The organism is Streptomyces sp. V3I8 (assembly GCF_030817535.1).
GTDB lineage: Bacteria > Actinomycetota > Actinomycetes > Streptomycetales > Streptomycetaceae > Streptomyces.
Genome location: NZ_JAUSZL010000002.1, coordinates 1,384,360 through 1,404,136 on the forward strand (window position 1 = coordinate 1,384,360; position 19,777 = coordinate 1,404,136).

A 19,777-nucleotide genomic window follows, 5' to 3' on the forward strand; every position below is an offset into this window, starting at 1 on the left:
GGGTCCTCCGGATCGGCTGACGTACGGGTCGACGTACAGGGGGTGTCGGTCTAGTCGCGGCCGGCCGCGCGGGCGACCAGGGCCTTCAGTGCGCGGAACCAGGTCTGCGCCAGGTCGCGGACCGCCGCCTCGTCCAGGACCGCCCCGGGCCAGGACCAGTGGGCGGCCAGGACGGGTCCGCCGGCGCGGTCCTCGGTCACCACGTCGATGCCGAGCGCGTGACCTTCCCGCATGTCCGGCTCGGCGCCGATGTCCGAGATGTCCTCCTCGGGGGCGTACGACCAGTCGGTGTCCTCGGGGATGCCGAAGCGGCCGAGGTAGTTGAACTCGATCGGCGGCGTCTCGAAGCCCGCGAGGACCGGTGCGGTACGGGGGTTGAGGTGGCGGAGCATGCCGTAGCCGGTTCCGTTCGCGGGCAGCGAGGCGAGGTGCCGCCGGGTCCGGTCGAGCACCTCCTCGACGGCGGGGCCGCCGGCCAGCGCCGCGTCCAGGTCGACGGGGCCGGGGTCCAGGAGTACGGGGAAGACGCTGGTGAACCAGCCGACCGTACGGGACAGGTCGACGTCCCCGGCCACCTCCTCGTCGCGGCCGTGTCCTTCGAGGTCGACCAGGACCGGTCCGCCGGGGCCGCTGTCGTGGCGCCGCCGCCAGTCGGCCACGGCGAGTGCGAGACCGGTGAGCAGGACGTCGTTGACGTTCGCGGAGAACGCGGACGGTACGGCGGACAGCAGCGGACCGGTGTACTCGGCGGGCAGCCGCAGCTCCAGCCGCTGTACGGTGCCGGCCGTGTCGCGGACCGGGTCGAGCGGGCTCTTCAGCGGCAGGGGCGCGGCGCCCTCCAGGATGTCCGTCCAGAAAGGCAGTTCGGCTTCCCGCGCCGGGTCCCGGGCCAGCTCGGTGAGCCTGCGCGACCAGGTGCGGAAGGACGTGTCGACGGGCGGCAGCTCCACCGGGCGGCCCGCCCGGACGGCCCGCCAGGCGGTCTCCATGTCCGGCAGCAGGATGCGCCAGGACACACCGTCGGTGACGAGGTGGTGGGCCATCAGGAGCAGCCTGCCGGGCTCGGCGCCCGCGTCGAACCACACGGCCCGCACCATGACCCCGGCGTCGGGGTCGAGCGCGGCCCGGGCGGCGTGGGCGCCGGCCGCGACGGCCGTCCGCAGCGCTTCGGGATCCAGACCGGTGACGTCGATCCGCTCGATCCAGGTCCCGGGGTCCACCGAATCCGCGGGCGGCACGACGATGCTCCAGTCGCCGCGGTGGCCGTCCCCGGCGGCGGTCGTTCGTCGGCCGCGGGCCAGCGGGGGCCGGTCGCGCAGCTCCCCGCGCCCCTTGTGGGGCGCCTGCGGCGCACCTTGCTCGCGGCCGTCCGCGCCCCCGTCCGTACGGACCAGGGTGCCGCGCAGCATGGCGTGCCGGTCCGCGAGCGCCCGGAGCACGGCGGTGAGTCCCGGCCGGTCCAGCGCGGCCGGGGTCCGGACCAGGGCCGACTGGTGGTAGCCCTTGGTCGGGCCGCCCAGTTCGCGCAGCCAGTGCATGACCGGGGTGAGCGGCACGGTGCCGGTGCCGTCGTCGGCCGGGCGGGCGTCGGCGGCACCGGTGGTGGTGGCCACCTCGGCGAGGCCGGCGACCGTGCGGTGCCTGAGCACCAGGCGCGGGGTGATCCGTACCTGCGCCGCGCGGGCCCTGCTGACGAGCTGCATCGCCATGATGCTGTCGCCGCCGAGGGCGAAGAAGTCGTCGTCGACGCCCACCTCGGGCAGGCCGAGCACGTCGGCGAACACGGCGCAGAGGGTCTTCTCCAGCTCGGTGCCGGGGGCCCGGCCGGTGGAGAGCGCCGAGAAGTCCGGGGCGGGCAGGGCGGCCCGGTCCAGCTTGCCGTTGGCCAGCTCCGGGAACCGGTCGAGCAGGACGACGGCGGCCGGGACCATGTGGTCGGGCAGGTGCCCGCCGACGTGGGCGCGCAGCCGGCCCGGATCGGGCAGGGCGCCGGTCACCGGGACCGCGTACGCCACGAGCAGCTTCCTCGCGCCTTCCTGACGTACCGTCACCACCGCCTGCGCGACGTCCGGGTGGGCGGCGAGCACGGACTCGATCTCGCCGGGTTCGATACGGAAGCCGCGGATCTTGACCTGGTCGTCGGCGCGGCCCAGGTAGTCGACATACCCGTCGGCGGTCCAGCGGGCCAGGTCGCCGGTCCGGTAGAGCCGCGAGCCGGGAGCCCCGAACGGGTCGGCGACGAACCGCTCGGCGGTCAGGGCGGGGCGGCCCAGGTACCCGCGGGCCAGGCCGCCGCCCGCCAGGTACAGCTCACCGGTCACGCCGGGCGGTACGGGCTGCAGCCGCTCGTCGAGGACGTAGGCGCGGGTGCCCGCGACGGGCCGGCCGACCAGCGGCCGGTCGCTGTCGCGCACCCGGGCCACGAGCGCGTCGACGGTGGACTCGGTGGGCCCGTACAGGTTGAACGCCTCGGTGCCGTTCAGCCGTCCGAGCCGTTCCCACAGCGCGCCCGGTACGGCCTCGCCGCCGACGCCGACGACCGCGAGGGGGCTGCTGCCGTCCTCGCGCACGAGGCCCGTCTGCGCCATCTGCGCGAAGAACGACGGGGTGACCTCCAGGAAGTCGAAGCCGTGCTCGGTGACGGCCGCGGCCAGGAGGTCGGGGTCGCGGCGGGTCTCGTCGGAGACGACGTGGACGCAGTGCCCGTCGAGCAGCCACAGCTGCGGCTGCCAGGAGGCGTCGAAGGAGAACGCCCAGGCGTGTCCGGCGCGCAGGTGACGCCGTCCGGTGGCCGCCCTGGCGGGCGCGTACAGCGTCTCGCGGTGGCTGTGGAAGAGGTTGCCGACGCTTTCGTGGGTGACGACGACGCCCTTGGGCCGGCCGGTGGAGCCCGAGGTGTAGATGACGTACGCCGGATGACGCGGCGTCAGGGGCGCGGTGCGGTCGGCGTCGGTGAGAGCGGTCGCGGCCCGGGTGGCGAGCAGCCGCGCCGTCGCGGGGGTGTCGAGTTCCAGCAGCGGCGGTCCGTCCGCGGGCAGCAGGGGTGCGAGGTGCCGGGTGGTGAGCGTCAGGACCGGGCGGGCGTCGTCGAGGGTGTCCTTCAGCCGGCCGGCCGGGGCGTCCGGGTCCAGCGGCAGGTAGGCGGCGCCCGCCTTGTGGACCGCGAGGATCGCCAGCAGGGTGCGGGCGGTGCGGGGCAGGGCCAGCGCGACGAGCCGTTCGGGTCCGGCGCCGTGCGCGACGAGCAGCCGGGCGAGGCGGTTCGCCTCGGCGTCGAGCTGGGCGAACGTCAGCTCGACGCCGTCGGAGGCGACGGCCGGCGCGTGCGGTGAGAGCGCCGCCTGCCGTTCGAAGAGGGCCGGCACGGTGGTCGGTGCGGCGAGCGGGGGCCGGTCGTTCCACTCGGTGAGGATGCGCCGGCGTTCCGCGTCGCCGAGAATGTCGATCCGGCTGATCGGGGTGTCCGGGGCCGCGACGACGGCGCGCAGGAACCGTACGAGCCGTTCGGCGACGGCTTCGGCACTGGAGTGGTCGAACAGGTCGGCGCTGTACTCCAGGACGCCGTCGACGCCCTCTCCGCCGTCGCGCTCCACGAAGTCGAAGGAGAGGTCGAACTTGGCGCCGGCCGCGCCGGTCTCCTCGCGCCGGGCGTCCAGTCCGGCGAGGACCTCCCCGTCACCGCCTGCCGCCAGGTACACGACCATGACCTGGAACAGCGGGTGCCGGGACAGCGAGCGGGCCGGGCCGAGGGCGTCCACCACGCGCTCGAACGGCACGTCCTGGTGGTCGAAGGCGGCCAGGTCGGTCTCCCGCACCCTGGCCAGCAGGTCGCGGAACGCCGGGTCGCCGGAGGTGTCGGTGCGCAGCACCAGGGTGTTGAGGAAGAACCCGACCAGGTCCTCCAGCGCCTCTTCGGTGCGCCCGGCGATGGGGCTGCCGAGCGGGATGTCGGTGCCCGCGCCCAGGCGGGTCAGCAGGGCCGCCACCGCCGCCTGGACGATCATGAACATGCTGACGTTGCCCGACCGGGCCAGCTCGCGCAGTCCGGCCGTCAGTTCCGGGTCCAGGGCCATGCCGACCGCACCGCCGCGGTAGCTCGCCTCCAGCGGACGCGGCCGGTCGACGGGCAGCCCGAGCTCTTCGGGCAGTCCCTGCAACGCCTGCTTCCAGAAGGCCAGTTGACGGGAGGCGAGGCTCTGCGGGTCCTTCTCGTCGCCGAGCACGGCACGCTGCCAGAGGCTGTAGTCGGCGTACTGGACGGGCAGCGGTGCCCGCTCGGGCGCCCGGCCCGCCGCGCGAGCCCCGTAGGCGGCGGCCAGGTCGCGGGTGAGGGGCCGGTCCGACCACTCGTCGCCCGCGATGTGATGGAGCAGGAGCAGCAGGACGTGCTCGTCCTGCGCGGTGCGCCACAGGTGCACGCGCAGCGGTGCCTCCCGGTCCAGCGCGAAGCCGTACCCGGCGGCCTCGGCCAGCCGCGCGGCCAGCTCCTCCTCGTCGGCGGCGGCGGTACGCACCGGGACGCGGGCCTGTTCCGGCGCGAGGATCAGCTGGTACGCGCGCCCGTCGTCCTCCGGGAAGACGGTGCGCAGCGGCTCGTGGCGGGCCACCAGGTCGTCGACCGCGAGCTGCAGCGCGTCGGTGTCGAGCGGCCCGGTGAGCCGCCAGGCGAGCGGGATGTTGTACGTGGGGCTGGGGCCCTCGACCCGGTACAGCACCCAGAGCCGCTGCTGGGCGAAGGAGAGCGGGAGGGGCTCGGGCCGGTCCGCGGGCGCGAGGACGGGCAGGCCGGCGCCGGTGCGCCCGGTGCCCTCACCGAGGCGTTCGGCGAGCCGGGCGACCGTGGGCGCCTCGAAGAGCGTACGCAGTGACACCTCCACGTGGAGCGCGGCCCGGACGCGGGCGGCCAGCCGCATGGCCACGAGGGAGTGGCCGCCGAGGGCGAAGAAGTCGTCGTGGACGCCGACCCGTTCGAGGCCGAGGACGTCGGCGAACAGGCCGCGCAGGATCTCCTCGCGCGGGCTGCGCGGCAGGGTCGCGGTGGTCCGCGCGGCGAAGTCGGGTGCGGGCAGCGCCCTGCGGTCGAGTTTGCCGTTGGGGGTCAGCGGCAGGGCGCCGAGGGTCACGAAGGCCGCGGGGACCATGTGCTCGGGCAGTTCGGCCGCGGTGTGGCGGCGCAGTTCCGCGGCGTTGGTGACGTGTCCGGCCGCCGGGACGACGTACGCCACGAGCCGCTGGCCGTGCGCGGTCACGACGGCCCGGGCGACGGTGTCGTGCCGTCCCAGTACGGCCTCGACCTCGCCGGGCTCGACCCGGAAGCCGCGGATCTTGACCTGGTCGTCGGTGCGGCCCAGGTACTCGACCTCGCCGTCGGACGTCCAGCGGGCGAGGTCGCCCGTGCGGTACATGCGCTCGCCCGGTCCGCCGTAGGGGTCGGCGACGAACCGCCCGGCCGTCAGTCCCGGCCGGTCGAGATAGCCGCGGGCCAGCTGCGCGCCCGCGAGGTAGAGCTCTCCCGCGACGCCCGGGGGCACCGGCCGCAGCGCGGCGTCCAGGACGTACACGCGGGTGTTCCACACCGGCCGGCCGATGGTGACCGGCGCGGCGCCGGGCCGCACCCGGCCGGCCGTGACGTCGACGGAGGCCTCGGTGGGTCCGTACAGGTTGTGCAGCTCGACGGGGGCGAGCGTGCGGTGGAAGCGGTCCGCGAGCGGCGCGGGCAGGGCCTCGCCGCTGCACATCACACGGCGCAGGCCCGTGCACCCGGCGGCCGCCGGTTCCTCCAGGAACAGCTGGAGCATCGAGGGCACGAAGTGCGCGGTGGTGACGGCTTCCCGCCGGATCAGCTCCGCGAGGCGGCGGGGGTCCTGGTGCGCGTCCGGCTCGGCGACCACCAGGGTGGCCCCGGTGATCAGCGGCCAGAAGAACTCCCACACGGAGACGTCGAAGCTGGACGGGGTCTTCTGCAGCACCCGGTCCGTGCCGTCCAGCCCGTACGTGTCCTGCATCCACAGCAGGCGGTTGACGATGCCCGACTGCGGTACGACCACGCCCTTGGGGCGGCCCGTGGAACCGGAGGTGTAGATCACGTAGGCCGGGCTCGACGGGTCGTACGAGCGCGGCGGTTCGCCGTACCCGCCTTCGGGGAGGGCGTCCCGGATCACGCACACCGGGCGGGTGTCCTCCAGCATGAGGGCGAGGCGTTCCCCGGGCAGACCGGCGTCCAGCGGGAGGTAGGCGCCGCCCGCGCGGTGCACCGCCAGCAGGGCCACCACGAGGTCGGCCGAGCGCGGCAGGGCGACGGCCACCGTCGTCTCGGGGCCCACGCCCGCCCCGGCCAGCACCCGGGCGGTGTGCTCGACGCGCGCGTCCAGCTCCGCGTAGGTCAGGCGCTCCTCACCGAAGACCAGGGCCGGGGCACCGGGCGTACGGGCCGCCTGGTCGCGGAACAGTTCGGGGAGGGTCCTCGTGCCCGTGGGGCGGGACGTGTCGTTCCAGTCCGTGAGCACGCGGGTGCGCTCGGACCCGTCGAGGACGTCCAGCTCCCGCACCGGCCGGTCCGGTGCGGCGGTCGCCTGCTCCAGCAGCCGGACCATGCGCCGGGTGAGGCGCCGCGCCGTCGCCCCGTCGCACAGGTCGGCCGCGTACTCCAGGAGCAGGATCAGCCGGTCCGCCCTGCCCGCGGGCGTCTCGTCCACGAAGGTGAAGTGCAGGTCGAACTTGGCCTGCCCGGTGTCCATGTCGGACCACTCGGTGGGCAGGCCGAGCACGTCAGGGTCGCCGTCCGGCCGGTGGTGGTAGCCCAGCATGACCTGGAAGAGCGGGTTGCGGCCGGCGACCCGCGCCGGGTTGAGCGCCTCCACCACCTGGTCGAAGGGCAGGTCCTGGTGCTCGAACGCCGCCAGGGCCGACTCCCGCACCCGGGCCAGGAGTTCGCGGAAGGTCGGCTCACCGGACAGGTCGGTGCGCAGGACGAGGGTGTTGACGAAGAAGCCGACCAGGTCGTCCAGCGCGTCGTCCGTGCGGCCCGCGATGGGGGCGCCGAGCGGGATGTCGTCGCCCGCGCCGAGCCGGTGCAGAAGTGCCGCGGTGGCGGCCTGGAACAGCATGAACATGCTGGTGCCGGTGGCACCGGACAGGTCGCGCAGCGCCCGGCCGGTGGCGGCGGGCAGTTCCAGGCGTACCTTGCCGCTCCGTCCGGTCGGCGCGTCCGGGCGGGGCCGGTCGAGGGGCAGCGTCAGTTCGTCGGGCAGACCGCTCAACGTGCTTGTCCAGTAGGCGAGTTGCCGCTCGCCGATCCGGCCCAGCAGGTCGTCCTGCCAGAGGGTGTAGTCGGCGTACTGGACCGGCAGCGGGGACCAGCCGGGTTCCCCGCCCGCCAGCCGGGCCGCGTACGCGGTGTTCAGGTCGGCGAGGAACGGGCGGTCGGACCACTCGTCGGTGGCGATGTGGTGCAGCACGACGGCCACCACGTGGTCGGCCGGACCGGTCCTGAACACCTCGCAGCGCAGCGGGAGTTCACGGGCCAGGTTGAAGGGCCGGCGCTGCGCCGACCCGATGAGCGCGTCCAGCGCGTCCTCGGCGCAGTCCGTCACGGTGAACCCGGGCGCGGCCTCCGTGACCGGCAGGATGCGCTGGTAGGGCTCTGCGTCGTGCTCGCCGAACACCGTGCGCAGCGCCTCGTGCCGTCCCGCCACGTCCACCAGGGCGGACCGCAGCGCGTCGAGGTCGAGGTGGCCGCGGAGCCGGAAGACCAGCGGGAAGTTGTACGCGACGCCGCTGCCGGTGATCCGTTCGACCAGCCACAGCCGGCGCTGGGCCGGGGAGAGCGGGATGCGTTCGGGCCGTTCGGCGGGGGCGACGGCGGGCCGGGCGGGGCGTCCGGTGCCGGCCCGGGCGGCGAGCAGTTCCGGCGTCGGCGCCTCGAAGAGGTCGCGGATCGCCAGCTCGGCGCCCAGCTCGGTGCGGGCCCGGCTGATCAGGCGGGTGGCGAGCAGGGAGTGGCCGCCCAGGTCGAAGAACGCGTCCTCCGCGCCGACCTCCGGCAGGCCCAGCACCTCGGCGAAGAGCCGGCAGAGCACCTCTTCCTGCGGGGTGCGCGGTCCGCGGCCGGTGCCGAGGGCGACGGCCGGCTCGGCGTCGGGCAGAGCGCGCACGTCGAGCTTGCCGTTGTCGTTCATGGGCAGCCGGTCGAGGGTGACGAACGCGGCCGGGACCATGTACTCGGGCAGCCGCTGCTTGAGGTCGTCGCGCAGCCGCCGCACCAGACTGTTCGCACCGCGTGCGGCGGTGGGCTCGTTGGCGTAGGGCGCCTCGCCGCCGCCGGGGAGGTACAGGCCGGCGGTGCGGCCGGGGCCGCCGCCGGCACCGGCCTCGCCGTCCGTGACGAACACGGCGTCGTACGTGCCGGGTTCGCGGGACCAGGTCGTCAGGACCTGGCAGCCGAGCGTGGCGGCGAGGTCGTGCAGGGTCTCGGGGTCCACTCCCCCGGCGGCCCCGACGCGGGCGTCCGGGATGCCGGTGAACCGCAGCGGGGTGACCGCGCGGACGAGGTCCGCCACGTCGAGGTCGTCGGTCCAGCCGACCGATGGGACGCGCTCCAGGGCGAGGTCCGGCTCACCGGCGTACAGGACGGCGTCGTAGCGGTGGCGGGTGAGTTCGTTGTGGTGGAGGGCGCGCTTGGTGCGCAGGTCCACGCGGTGGCCGAGGGTGGTGAAGTAGTCGGGGTCGACCAGGAGTTCCTTCTCCAGGCGCAGGCCGCGTTCGACGGCGCGCTCCAGCCCCTCCCCCGTGACGCCCCGGGCCTGCTGGATCTCCGTCTGGAAGGTCCGGGCCAGGCGCAGGTTGCGTACGTCGCCGACGTACAGGGCGCCGCCCGGGGCGAGGAGTTCCATCGCCCCCTGGATCACGGACGTCAGGTAGTCGACGCTCGGGAAGTACTGGACGACGGAGTTGATGACGATCGTGTCGAAGAAGCCGTCCGCCGGCAGACCGGTCAGGTCGTCGGCGGCCTGGGCACGCAGGGTGACGCGGGCGGCGAGTTCCGGGTCCTGTGCCAGCTCCTCGCCGATCTTGCGGATGACGGGGGCGGCGAAGTCGGTGGCCCAGTAAGCCTCGGCCTCCGGCGCGAGCTCGGACAGCAGCAGTCCGGAGCCGACGCCGATCTCCAGGACGCGGCGCGGGCGCAGCGAGCGGATCCGCGCGACGGTGGCCGCGCGCCACTCCCGCATCTCCTCGAAGGGGATGGGCCGCCCGTCGTACGAGGAGTCCCAGCCGGCGTAGTCCTCGGTGAAGACGGCGGTGCTGATCTCCTCGTACTCGTCGGAGTAGATCTCCTGCCACTCGCCGACCTGCTCGCGCTCGGCGCCGTCGCGGTCGTCGCCGGTGAGCGGCGCCGGGACGACGTACCCGACGAGGCGTTCGTCGCGGACGACGACGGCCGCGTGCGCGACCTGGGGATGCCGGGAGAGCGCGGTCTCGATCTCGCCCAGCTCCACGCGGTAGCCGCGGATCTTGACCTGGTCGTCGGTGCGGCCGAGGAAGTCGAGGTTGCCGTCGGGGCCCCGGCGTACGAGGTCGCCGGTGCGGTACATGCGCTCGCCGGGTTCGCCGAAGGGGTCGGCGACGAACCGCTCGGCGGTCAGGGCCGGCCGGTCGAGGTAGCCGCGGGCCAGACCGATGCCCGCGATGTACAGCTCGCCGGGCACGCCCTCGGGCACGGGGCGCAGCCAGGCGTCCAGGACATGGGCCCGGGTCCCGCGGATCGGACGTCCGACGGTCGGGGTGGCACTGTCGAGGGTGCCGCCGCCGAGGGTGTTGATGGTGTACTCGGTCGGCCCGTAGAGGTTGTAGCCGTACGTGCCCTCGGTGTCGCGGAGCCGGTTCCACACCGTCTCGGAGACGGCCTCGCCGCCGAGCAGCACGAGCGGCGGCCGGTGGCCCTCCAGCAGGCCCTGCTCGATGAGGAGGTGGGCGTAGGTGGGCGTCACGTTGACGACGTCGACGCGGTGCGTCTCGCAGTACGCGACCAGCGCCTCGGCGTCGCGCCGCAGCTCCTCGTCGCAGATGTGCACCTCATGGCCCTCGACGAGCCACAGCAGCTCCTCCCAGGACATGTCGAAGGCGAACGACACCGTGTGGGCGATGCGCAGTCCGCGCCCGCCCGCCGCGGCGACGGCCGGCTCGAAGATCTCCCGCTGGTGGTTGAGCTGCATGTTGGTCAGGCCGCGGTAGGGCGTGACGACACCCTTGGGCCGGCCGGTGGACCCGGAGGTGTAGATGACGTACGCCGGGTGCTCCAGGCTGAAGCGCCGCCGCTCCAGGCCGGCCGGATACGCGGCGAGTTCGGCGACGACCGCCGGGTCGTCCAGCAGGGCGCGGGGGGTGTCGGCCGCCGACAGCCGCGCGGAGACGGCGGCGTTGGACAGCAGCAGCGTGGGCCGGGCGTCCTGGAGCATCGCCACGAGCCGGTCGTCCGGGTGGTCCAGCTCCAGGGGGAGGTACGCGGCGCCCGTGCGCAGCACGGCGAAGAGCGCGACGACCATGTCGAGGGAGCGCGGCAGCCCGAGGGCGACGACCCGCTCGGGCGCGGCGCCGCGCTCCAGCAGCAGCCGTGCCATGCGGTTGACGCGGGTGTCGAGTTCGGCGTACGTCAGGGTCTGCTCGCCGAAGACCAGCGCGGTGGCGCCGGGCGTCGCCGCGGCCTGGTCGGCCAGCAGGTCGGCGATGGTGTCCTCGGGGTCGGGCACCCGCCCCTCGGCCCGCTCGCGCGCCAGCTCCCGCCGTTCGGCGGGCAGTTGCGCGTCGAGGCGGCCCACGGGGGCGTCGAGGTCGCGGGTGAGGCGGTCCAGGAGCAGGGTGAACCGGTCGAGCAGGTCCTGGGCCTGCGGACGCGCGACGACGTCGGCCCGGTGGGTCAGGGTGACCTGGATGCTGCGGCCCGGGGTGACGACGAGGTTGACGGGGTAGTGCGTGGCGTCGACGTTGGCGACGGCGGTGGCCCCGTGCCGCTCGCTCAGTTCGGCGAGCCGCTCCCCGGTGTCGCTGTTGCGCAGCACGAAGAGGGTGTCGAAGAGCCGCCGGTGCCCGGTCTCGGCCTGCAGCACACCGAGGCCCAGGTACTCGTACGGCATGACGGCCAGCCGCTCGCCCTGGACGCGGCGCAGGAGTGCGAGCACGGGTTCGGCGGGGTCGTAGGCGATGCGGGCCGGGACGGTGTTGAGGAACATGCCGATGACGTTCTCGATCTCCGGCACCTCGCTCGGCCGGCCCGCGACGGTGGTGCCGAAGACGACGTCGGTGCGCCCGGTCGCGCTGGCCAGGGTCAGGCCCCATGCCGCGTTGAGCACGGTGTTGAGGGTCAGCCCGTGCCGGCGGCCGAGGTCGCGCAGCCGGGTCCCCACCTCGTCCGGGACGTACGCGTCGAGGCTCTCCGGGATGTCCGGTTCGAGGCCCTGGTCGGCGGCGGCGAGCAGGGTCGGCTCGTCGAGCCCGGCGAGGGCGGTGCGCCAGGCGGCGGTGGCGACAGCCGTGTCCTGGACCTCCAGCCAGGTCAGGTAGTCGCGGTACGAACCGGGTGCGGCCAGGCCGCCCGGGTCGCCGCCGGACGCGTACAGGGCGAAGAGCTGGTCGAGGAAGAGCCAGGCCGACCAGCCGTCCCACAGGAGGAGGTGGCGGCCGACGATCAGGCGGTCGCCGCGCTCCTCGCCGAGGCGCACGACCAGGATGCGGAAGAGCAGCGGACGGGTCAGGTCGAAGCGGCGGGACCGCTCGGCGTCCGTCAACTCCCTCAGCCGGGCGTTCTGTTCAGCGTGCGGCAACCCGGAGAGGTCGACTTCTTCGAGCGGGATCCCGGGGTCGCGGACGATGAACTGCACCGGCTGGCGCAGCCCTTCGCTGGTGAACCCGGCGCGCAGGCTGGGGGTGCGCTCCAGCAGGACCCGGACGGCGGTGCGCAGGCGCTCCGTGTCGAGCGGGGTGGCGAGGTCGAAGGACTCGTGGACGGTGTAGACGTCCAGGGTGCCGGCGTCGTACGTGGAGTGGAAGAACAGGCCTTCCTGGAGCGGGGCGAGCGGCCAGATGTCGTCCACCGGGCCCGGACTGAGGCGGTGGACGCGCTCGGTCTCCTCCGCGGTCAGGGCGAAGTCGGAGCGTGGGGCGCGCACTTCGGCGACCGGGGTGGCCGCGGCGGCCAGGGCGGCGGGCGTGCGGTGCTCGAAGACGTCGCGGGGGTTCAGGTCGAGGCCGGCCCGGCGGGCGCGGCTGGAGACGCCGATGGAGGTGATGCTGTCGCCGCCGAGCATGAAGAAGTCGTCGTCGATGCCGACCTCGTCGAGCTTCAGCACCCCGGCGAAGATCTCGGTGAGCGCGCGCTCACGCTCGTTCCGGGGCGCGCGCGCCTCGGCGCGTACCGCCTGCGGGGCGGGCAGCGCGGCCCGGTCGAGCTTGCCGCTGGGGGTCAGCGGGAGGGCGTCCAGGACGACGTAGGCGCCGGGTACCAGGGGGGCGGGCAACGACTCGCCGAGGGCGGCCCGGAGTCCGGCCGGCTCCGGGTGGGCGCTGCGGGCGGGGACCACGTACGCGACCAGCGCGCCGTCCGTGACGGTGACGGCCGCCTGCGCGACGGAGGCCTGCCGGGCCAGCGCGGCCTCGATCTCGCCGAGTTCGACGCGGTTGCCGCGGATCTTGACCTGGCGGTCGGTGCGGCCCAGGTACTCGACGACCCCGTCGGCGCGGCGGCGTACCAGGTCACCGGTGCGGTACATGCGCTCGCCGGGTCCGCCGTACGGGTCGGCGACGAACCGCTCGGCGGTCAGGCCCGGCCTCGCGTGGTAGCCGCGGGCGAGCTGGACGCCCGTCAGGTAGAGCTCTCCCGGTACGCCTTCGGGCACCGGGCGCAGGCAGGGGTCCAGGACGCGCAGGCCGGTGTTCCACACCGGGCGGCCGATGGGCACGGTGGTGCCGGGTGCGCCGTCGTAGGGGTGGTGGGTGACGTCGACTGCGGCCTCGGTGGGGCCGTACAGGTTGTGCAGCGGCACCCCGGTGAGGTCCCGCCAGCGGGCCGCCGCGGCGCCGGGCAGGGCTTCGCCGCTGCTGAAGACGCGTCGCAGGGTGGCGGCCCACGCGGGGTCGGCGGTGATCTCCCCGGACCGCAGGAACGCCTCGAGCATCGACGGCACGAAGTGCAGGGTGGTGACGCCCTGTTCGCGGATCAGTGCGGCGAGGTAGGCGGGGTCGCGGTGTCCGTCGGGACGGGCGAGCACCACCGCGGCGCCCTCGCACAGCGGCCAGAAGAACTCCCAGACACTGACGTCGAAGCTGGCCGGGGTCTTCTGCAGCACCCGGTCGTCGGCGGTCAGCCCGTACGCACCCTGCATCCAGGCCAGCCGGTTGACGACGGCGCGGTGGGTGACGACGACGCCCTTGGGCAGACCGGTGGAGCCGGAGGTGTAGATCAGGTAGGCGGGGTCGTCGGGGGTGGCACGGACGGGAGCCATGGCGGGATCGGGGCCGGGATCGGGGTCGGGATCGGGGGCGGCTCCTGCCCGCCGGCCGGCCGGGGCGTCCACCAGGAGGTGGGCGAGGCCCGGAACGCGGGGCAGCCGGTGTGCGGTGCCGGCGGTGGTGACGATCGTCGTCGCCCCCGAGTCGGTGAGCATGTGGGTCACCCGGTCGGCCGGGTAGTCCACGTCGACCGGGAGGTAGGCGGCGCCGGACTTGAGCACGCCGAGCAGGGCGGCCATCAGGGCGGCGGAGCGCGGTACGGCGACCGCGACGACCGTGCCGGGTCCGGCCCCCTGCGCCCGGACCCGTCGCGCCACCTCCTCGGCCCGGGCGTCGAGTTCCGCGTACGTGAGGGTCTCGTCCCCGTACACGACCGCGGTGGCCCGCGGGGTGCGGGCGGCCTGCGCCTCGAAGGCCGCGGCGAGGGTGGTGCCGGGCACCTCGCGCCGTTCGCCGGCCGGGTGGGCCCGGGACAGCTCGGCCGGCGACAGCAGTTCCAGGGCGGCGGCCGGCTGCCCGGGGTCCGCGGCCAGGGCGTGCAGGATCCGGGTGAGGCGGTCCGCGAGGTGCCGTACGGCGTCGGCGTCGAGCCGCTGCGCGTGGTGCTTGAGCCGCAGGTCGAGGCGGCGGCCCGGCTTCACGATCAGGGCGAGCGGATAGTGGACGGCGTCATGGAACTCGTGGCCCGTGACCCGGATCCGGCCGGAGGGGTCGGCGAGGCCGGTGGCGGCCGGGTAGTTCTCGAAGACGACGAGGGTGTCGAACAGTTCGCCGCTGCCCGCGAGTCCGGCGACGCGCTGGATCTCGGCGAGACCGAGGTGCTGGTGGTCCAGCAGGGCGGCCTGCTCGTCCTGGAGCCGTCCCAGGAGGCCGGCGAGGGTGTCCGCGGGCTCCCAGCGGAAGCGGGTGGGCAGGGTGTTGATGAACAGCCCGACCATGGACTCGATGCCCTCGACCTCGGCGTCCCGGCCGGAGACGGTGGTGCCGAACACCACGTCCTGGCGGCCGGTCAGCCGTCCGACCAGCAGACCCCAGGCGCCCTGGACGACCGTTCCCAGTGTCACGCCCAGCTCGCGGGCGCGCGCCGACAGACGGGCGGTGACCTGCTCGGACAGCTCGACACGGACCTGGGCGGGCGTGATCGGCGTGCCGTCGGCGGGAGTTGCGACCAGCCGGGTCGGCTCCTCGATCCCGGCGAGCGCCCCGCGCCAGGTCTCGCGTGCGGCGTCGCGGTCGGCGGCGCCCAGTGCGCGCAGGTACGAACGGTAGGGGGCGACCTCGGGCAGCGGGGCGGGGCTCTCGCCGTAGCCGGCCAGCAGTTCGCGGTGCAGGACGGGCAGCGACCAGCCGTCGGCGACGCTGTGGTGGAACGTGAGCAGGAGCCGGCTGCGCTGCTCGCCGAGCCGGACGAAGGCGCAGCGCAGCAGGGGCGGGCGGGCCAGGTCGAAGCGGTGGGCGCGCTCCTCGGCGGCGACCGCGTCGGCGGCGAGGAGCAGGCGGTCCCCGGGCGCTCGGCCGTTCCCGGGAACCTGGCCGGTCCCGGGGCCCCGGCCGTCCTGCGCCGCGAGGTCCCCGTCCCGGGACAGGTCCATCTCGCGCCAGGGCAGTTCGAGTCCCTCGGCGATGATCTGCACGGGGCGCCCGTCGGAGAGCGGGCGGAAGCAGGCCCGCAGCGGGGCGTGCCGGTCCAGGACGCGCCGGGCGGCCCGGCGCAGTGCCTCGGCGTCGACCGGGCCGGACAGTTCGAGGGCCTGCTGGACCACGTAGGTGTCGCGGTCGGCACCGTCGACGAGCGAGTGGAAGTAGAAGCCCTCCTGGAGGGGGCTCAGCGGCAGTACCTCCTGGACCGTGAGCGGGTACGTGCCCCGAAGATCGGCGAGTTCGGCCTCGGTGAGCCGTACGAGGGGGGCCTCCCGGCCGCCGGCGGCCCCGGTACCCGTACCCGTACCCGTGCCGGTGCCGGTGTCGGTGCCGGTGTCGGCGCGTACGTCCGCGGCCTCGGCGAGGGCCGCGACCGTCCGGTGCCGGAAGACGTCGCGGGAGCTGAGCCGGAGCCCGGCCCGGCGGGCGTGGACGAGCAGCTGGATGGCGGTGATGCTGTCGCCGCCGAGTGCGAAGAAGTCGTCGTCGACGGTCACCGACCGCAGGCCCAGCACCTGCGCGTAGGCCGCGCAGAGCACTTCCTCGCGGGCGTCGCGCGGCGGGCGGCCGGAGCTCAGGGCGCCGTAGTCGGGCACCGGGAGCGCGGCGCCGTCGAGCTTGCCGCTGGGGGTGACCGGGAGGCGGTCCAGGGGGACGACGGCGGACGGGACCATGTACTCCGGCAGCTGCTCGGCCGCGTACGTACGCAGGGCCTTCATGAGGGAGTTGACGTCGCGGAAGGGCGCGGGACGGTTGGCGTGCGCCGCGGTGCCGGAGGGGCGGTACAGCCTCCCTGCCACCGCCGCCGCCGTTGCGGTGCCGACGGGGCCGAACACCACGTCGAGGCTGCCGTCGTCGGCGGCCCCGTTCCAGGTGACGGCCGCCTCCAGACCGTGCCGGGCGGCGAGGGCGTGCAGGTCCTCGGGGTCCGGCACGTCGGCGGGGGACGCGGCGCGGCTGCTGTCGTCCACGGCGGACAGTGCCGCCAGGTCCTCGGCGAGGCGGACGTTGGGCAGACCGGTGACGCGGAGCGGAGTCGTACGTCCGGCGGGCGGGGCGGTGCGCCCGGCGAGCAGGGCGCCGAGGGCGTCCAGGCCGCGCGGGCCGTCCGCGGGGTCGCCGTCGCCGACGAGATCGGCCCAGGCCACCTCGTCGCCTTCGGCGGGAACGGCCGACAGGGTCCCGCCGACCTCGGCCGGGACGGCCGGTACGGTCCCGTTAGCCTCAGCCGGGACGGCCGACACGCTCCCGTCGGCCTCAGCCGGAACGGCCGGTACGGTCCCGTCAGCCTCAGCTGGGACGACCGACAGGGGTCCGCCAGCCTCAGCCGGAACGACCGACACGCTCCCGTCAGCCTCAGCCGGAACGGCCGGTGCGGTTGCGTCGGCCGCGGCCGGGGCGGCCGGTGCGGTTCCGTCGGCCGCGGTCGGGGCGGTTTCGTCGCGGTCGAACGGGGCCGCCGCCCCGTCTCCGGCGGCGCCGGCCTCCGACGTGGCGGCGCGGTCGTCGGCCGGGGCCGGGTGACCGGTCCGCGGCGCGGCGGTGGCGGGGGCCGAGGACGACGTGCGCTTGCGCAGCACCACGTCGTAGCGGTAGCGGGTCAGCTCGTTGTGGTGGGCGCCCCGCTTGACGCGGATGTCGGCGTCGAAGCCGTCGAGGGCGGCGAAGTAGTCCGGGTCGAGCAGCAGTTCGCCCTCCCAGGCGACCGACCGCTCCACCGCGGTCCGCAGGGCCTGCTTGTCCTCGAGGTCGGTCGCGCGGCGCGCCTCCACGGCGGCACGCAGGCAGCGCAGCAGCCGGGCGTTGCGCACGTCGCCGATGAACAGCCGTCCCCCCGGGGCCAGCAGCCCGGCGGCGGCGCCGATGACATCGGTGAGGTAGTCGGCGTCCGGGAAGTACTGGGCGACGGAGTTCAGGACGACCGTGTCGAAGTAGGCGCGGGGAAGCCCGTCGGTGTCGTGGGCGGGCCGGGCGCTCAGGTGCACGCGGCCGGCGTACTCCGGTACCGCGTCGACCTGGTCGCGCAGGGCCCGTACCGCCTCCTCGGACAGGTCGGTGCCCCAGTACGCCTCGCAGCCGGGAGCGATCCGGGAGAGCAGCAGACCGCTGCCGACGCCGATCTCCAGCACGCGGCGGGGGTCGAGTTCCGCGATGCGGGCGAGGGTCGCCTCGCGCCACTCGCGCATCTCGGCGACGGGGATGGGCAGCCCGTCGTACATGCTGTTCCAGCCGGCGAAGTTCTCACGGAAGCCGGCGGAGGCGGGGCCGAGGCCCTCGGACCCCTCCTGCCGGCCCTCGGATCCGGCCGCCGAGTAGAGCAGTTCATGCAGGTCCTTCCACTCCTGGACCTGCTCGCCGAAGTCCCGGTCGGCGTCCAGCGAGGGGACGACGTAGGCGGCGAGCCGGCGGTCGCCCGGGCGGTCCTCGCGGACCAGGACCGCGGCCTGCTCCACGGCCGGATGGGCGCGCAGCACGGACTCGATCTCGCCGGGCTCGATGCGGAAGCCCCGGATCTTCACCTGCGCGTCGGCGCGACCGAGGAACTCCAGCCTGCCGTCGGCCTTCCAGCGCACCAGGTCGCCGGTACGGTACAGCCGCTCGCCGGGCCCCCCGAACGGATCGGCGACGAACCGCTCGGCCGTCAGATCGGGCCGGCCCAGGTAGCCGCGGGCGAGTCCGGCGCCGCCGAGGTACAACTCGCCCGGCACTCCGGCCGGTACGGGCCGCAGCCGCGCGTCGAGCACGTAGGCGCGGGTGCCGGGGTCGGGGACGCCGATCGGCACGATCGTGCCGGCCGGGGTGTCGGGGTCGCACAGGCCGAGGGTGGAGTTGGTGGTCGCCTCGGTGGGGCCGTACGCGTTGAACATCATGCGGCCGCGGGCGTACCGGCCGACCAGCTCGGGCGAGACCCGCTCGGTGCCGGCGAGCAGGGTGGCGGGCGGCAGTTCGACGTCCTCGGGCATCGCGGCGAGCAGTGCCGGCGGGAGGATCATGAAGGTGATGCCGTGGGCGTGGGCGTAGTCGGCGAGCGGGGCGCCGGGCACCCGCAACTCGGCCGGTACGACGACGAGCCGGCCGCCGGAGAGCAGCCCGAGGCACAGGTCCCAGAACGCCACGTCGAAGCTGGGCGAGGCGAACTGCAGGACCCGGCTGTGCGGTCCGATCCCGAACCGCTCGGTCTGGGTGGCGACCAGCTTGGCGACACCGGCGTGGGACAGCACCACCCCCTTGGGGCGGCCGGTGGAGCCGGAGGTGTAGATGACGTAGGCGGCGTTGCCGACGGAGAGGGAACCGGAGCCGGGGTCGAGGTCGGGGCCTGGTCCGGGCTCCGACGGCTGCGCCTGCGCCAACTCCCGTACGACGTCGGGCGCGTCCAGCACCACGACGTCCATGCCGTCGAACGGCGGGATGTCCCGGGCGACCTCGGCGGTGGTGACCAGGCAGGCGGGGCGGGCGTCGGCCAGCATGTAGGAGATGCGGTCGGCCGGGTAGTCCGTGTCCACCGGGAGGTAGGCGGCGCCGGACTTCAGGACGGCGACCTCGGCGACGATCAGTTCGGCCGAGCGGGGCACCGCGAGGGCCACCACGCGCTCGGGGCCGGCACCGCGCGCGACGAGGGCGCGGGCCAGCCGGGCCGCCCGCTCGTCCAGCTCGGCGTAGGTGAGCCGGGTGTCCTCGAAGACCAGCGCGATCTCGTCGGGCCGCCGCCGGACCTGCTCGGCGAACATCTCCGGCCAGGTGCGCAGGGGGACGTCGTGGTCGGTGTCGTTCCACTCCGTCAGGACACGGTGGCGCTCCTCGGCGTCCAGCAGGTCCAGTTCACCGACCGGGGTGTGCGGCCGGGCGAGGGCGTCGGCGAGCAGGGTGGCGTAGTGGCCGGCGGCCCGCTGCGCGGTCTCGTCCCGGAACAGCTCCTGACGGTACGTCACCCACACGCTGCCGGAACGGACTTCCAGCGCAAGATCGAGGATGCCCTGGGCCCCGCTGCCGCGTGGGCCGTCCACCGCAGTACCGGACACGGTGTCGGCCGCGCCGCCGGACGCGGTCCGGGCCGGACCGTCCGGCGCCGCGCCGTGCGCCGCCCCGAAGGCCACGTTGAACAGCAGCCCCCCGCCCCTGGTCGGCTCCGGTCGCAACCACGCGACCAGCGCGGCCGGTTCGACGCGGTGGGCGGCGGCCTCCGCACACGCCCGTGTCACCCGCCGGGCCAGTTCCGCGAACCCGGTCCCGCCGTCGAGGGCGACCCGGACCGGCAGTCCCCCGTACCCGACGGTGATGTCGCGCGCGCCGCCGTAGCGGTGCAGCAGCGCCACGAAGACGGACAGGTGGGTGAGTTCGTCGGCCGTCGCGTCCAGCGCGCGGCCGACCGTGCGCACTTCCCCACCGGGTGCGAGCGGGTACGGGAAGTCGACGGGGAGGACCGCCTCCTGCGGGAGGGGGTCGAGCGTTCGGCGCCAGTACGCCGTCACATCGTCGCCGTCGACACCGGACGCACGCGTTTCGAAACCGGACACAGCTGACCGTGCCTCCAGAGTGTGCGGAACCGGCTCAGCCGGAGGACCGCAGGTCATACTAAGGTAAGGATTACCTAACCAAAAGGCCCCGTCTCGGCGGACCTCGTGATCCCCACTACGAT

At 74.8% G+C, this 19,777-nt stretch carries 1 protein-coding gene; it reads right to left on the reverse strand.

The window, feature by feature from the left end; all coding sequences use genetic code 11:
* Nucleotides 1–50: 50 nt before the first annotated feature.
* Entirely contained in the window at nt 51–19,655 is a 19,605-nt protein-coding gene (locus tag QFZ75_RS06190) for a non-ribosomal peptide synthetase (protein ID WP_307534502.1), read from the reverse strand.
* Nucleotides 19,656–19,777: the final 122 nt, after the last annotated feature.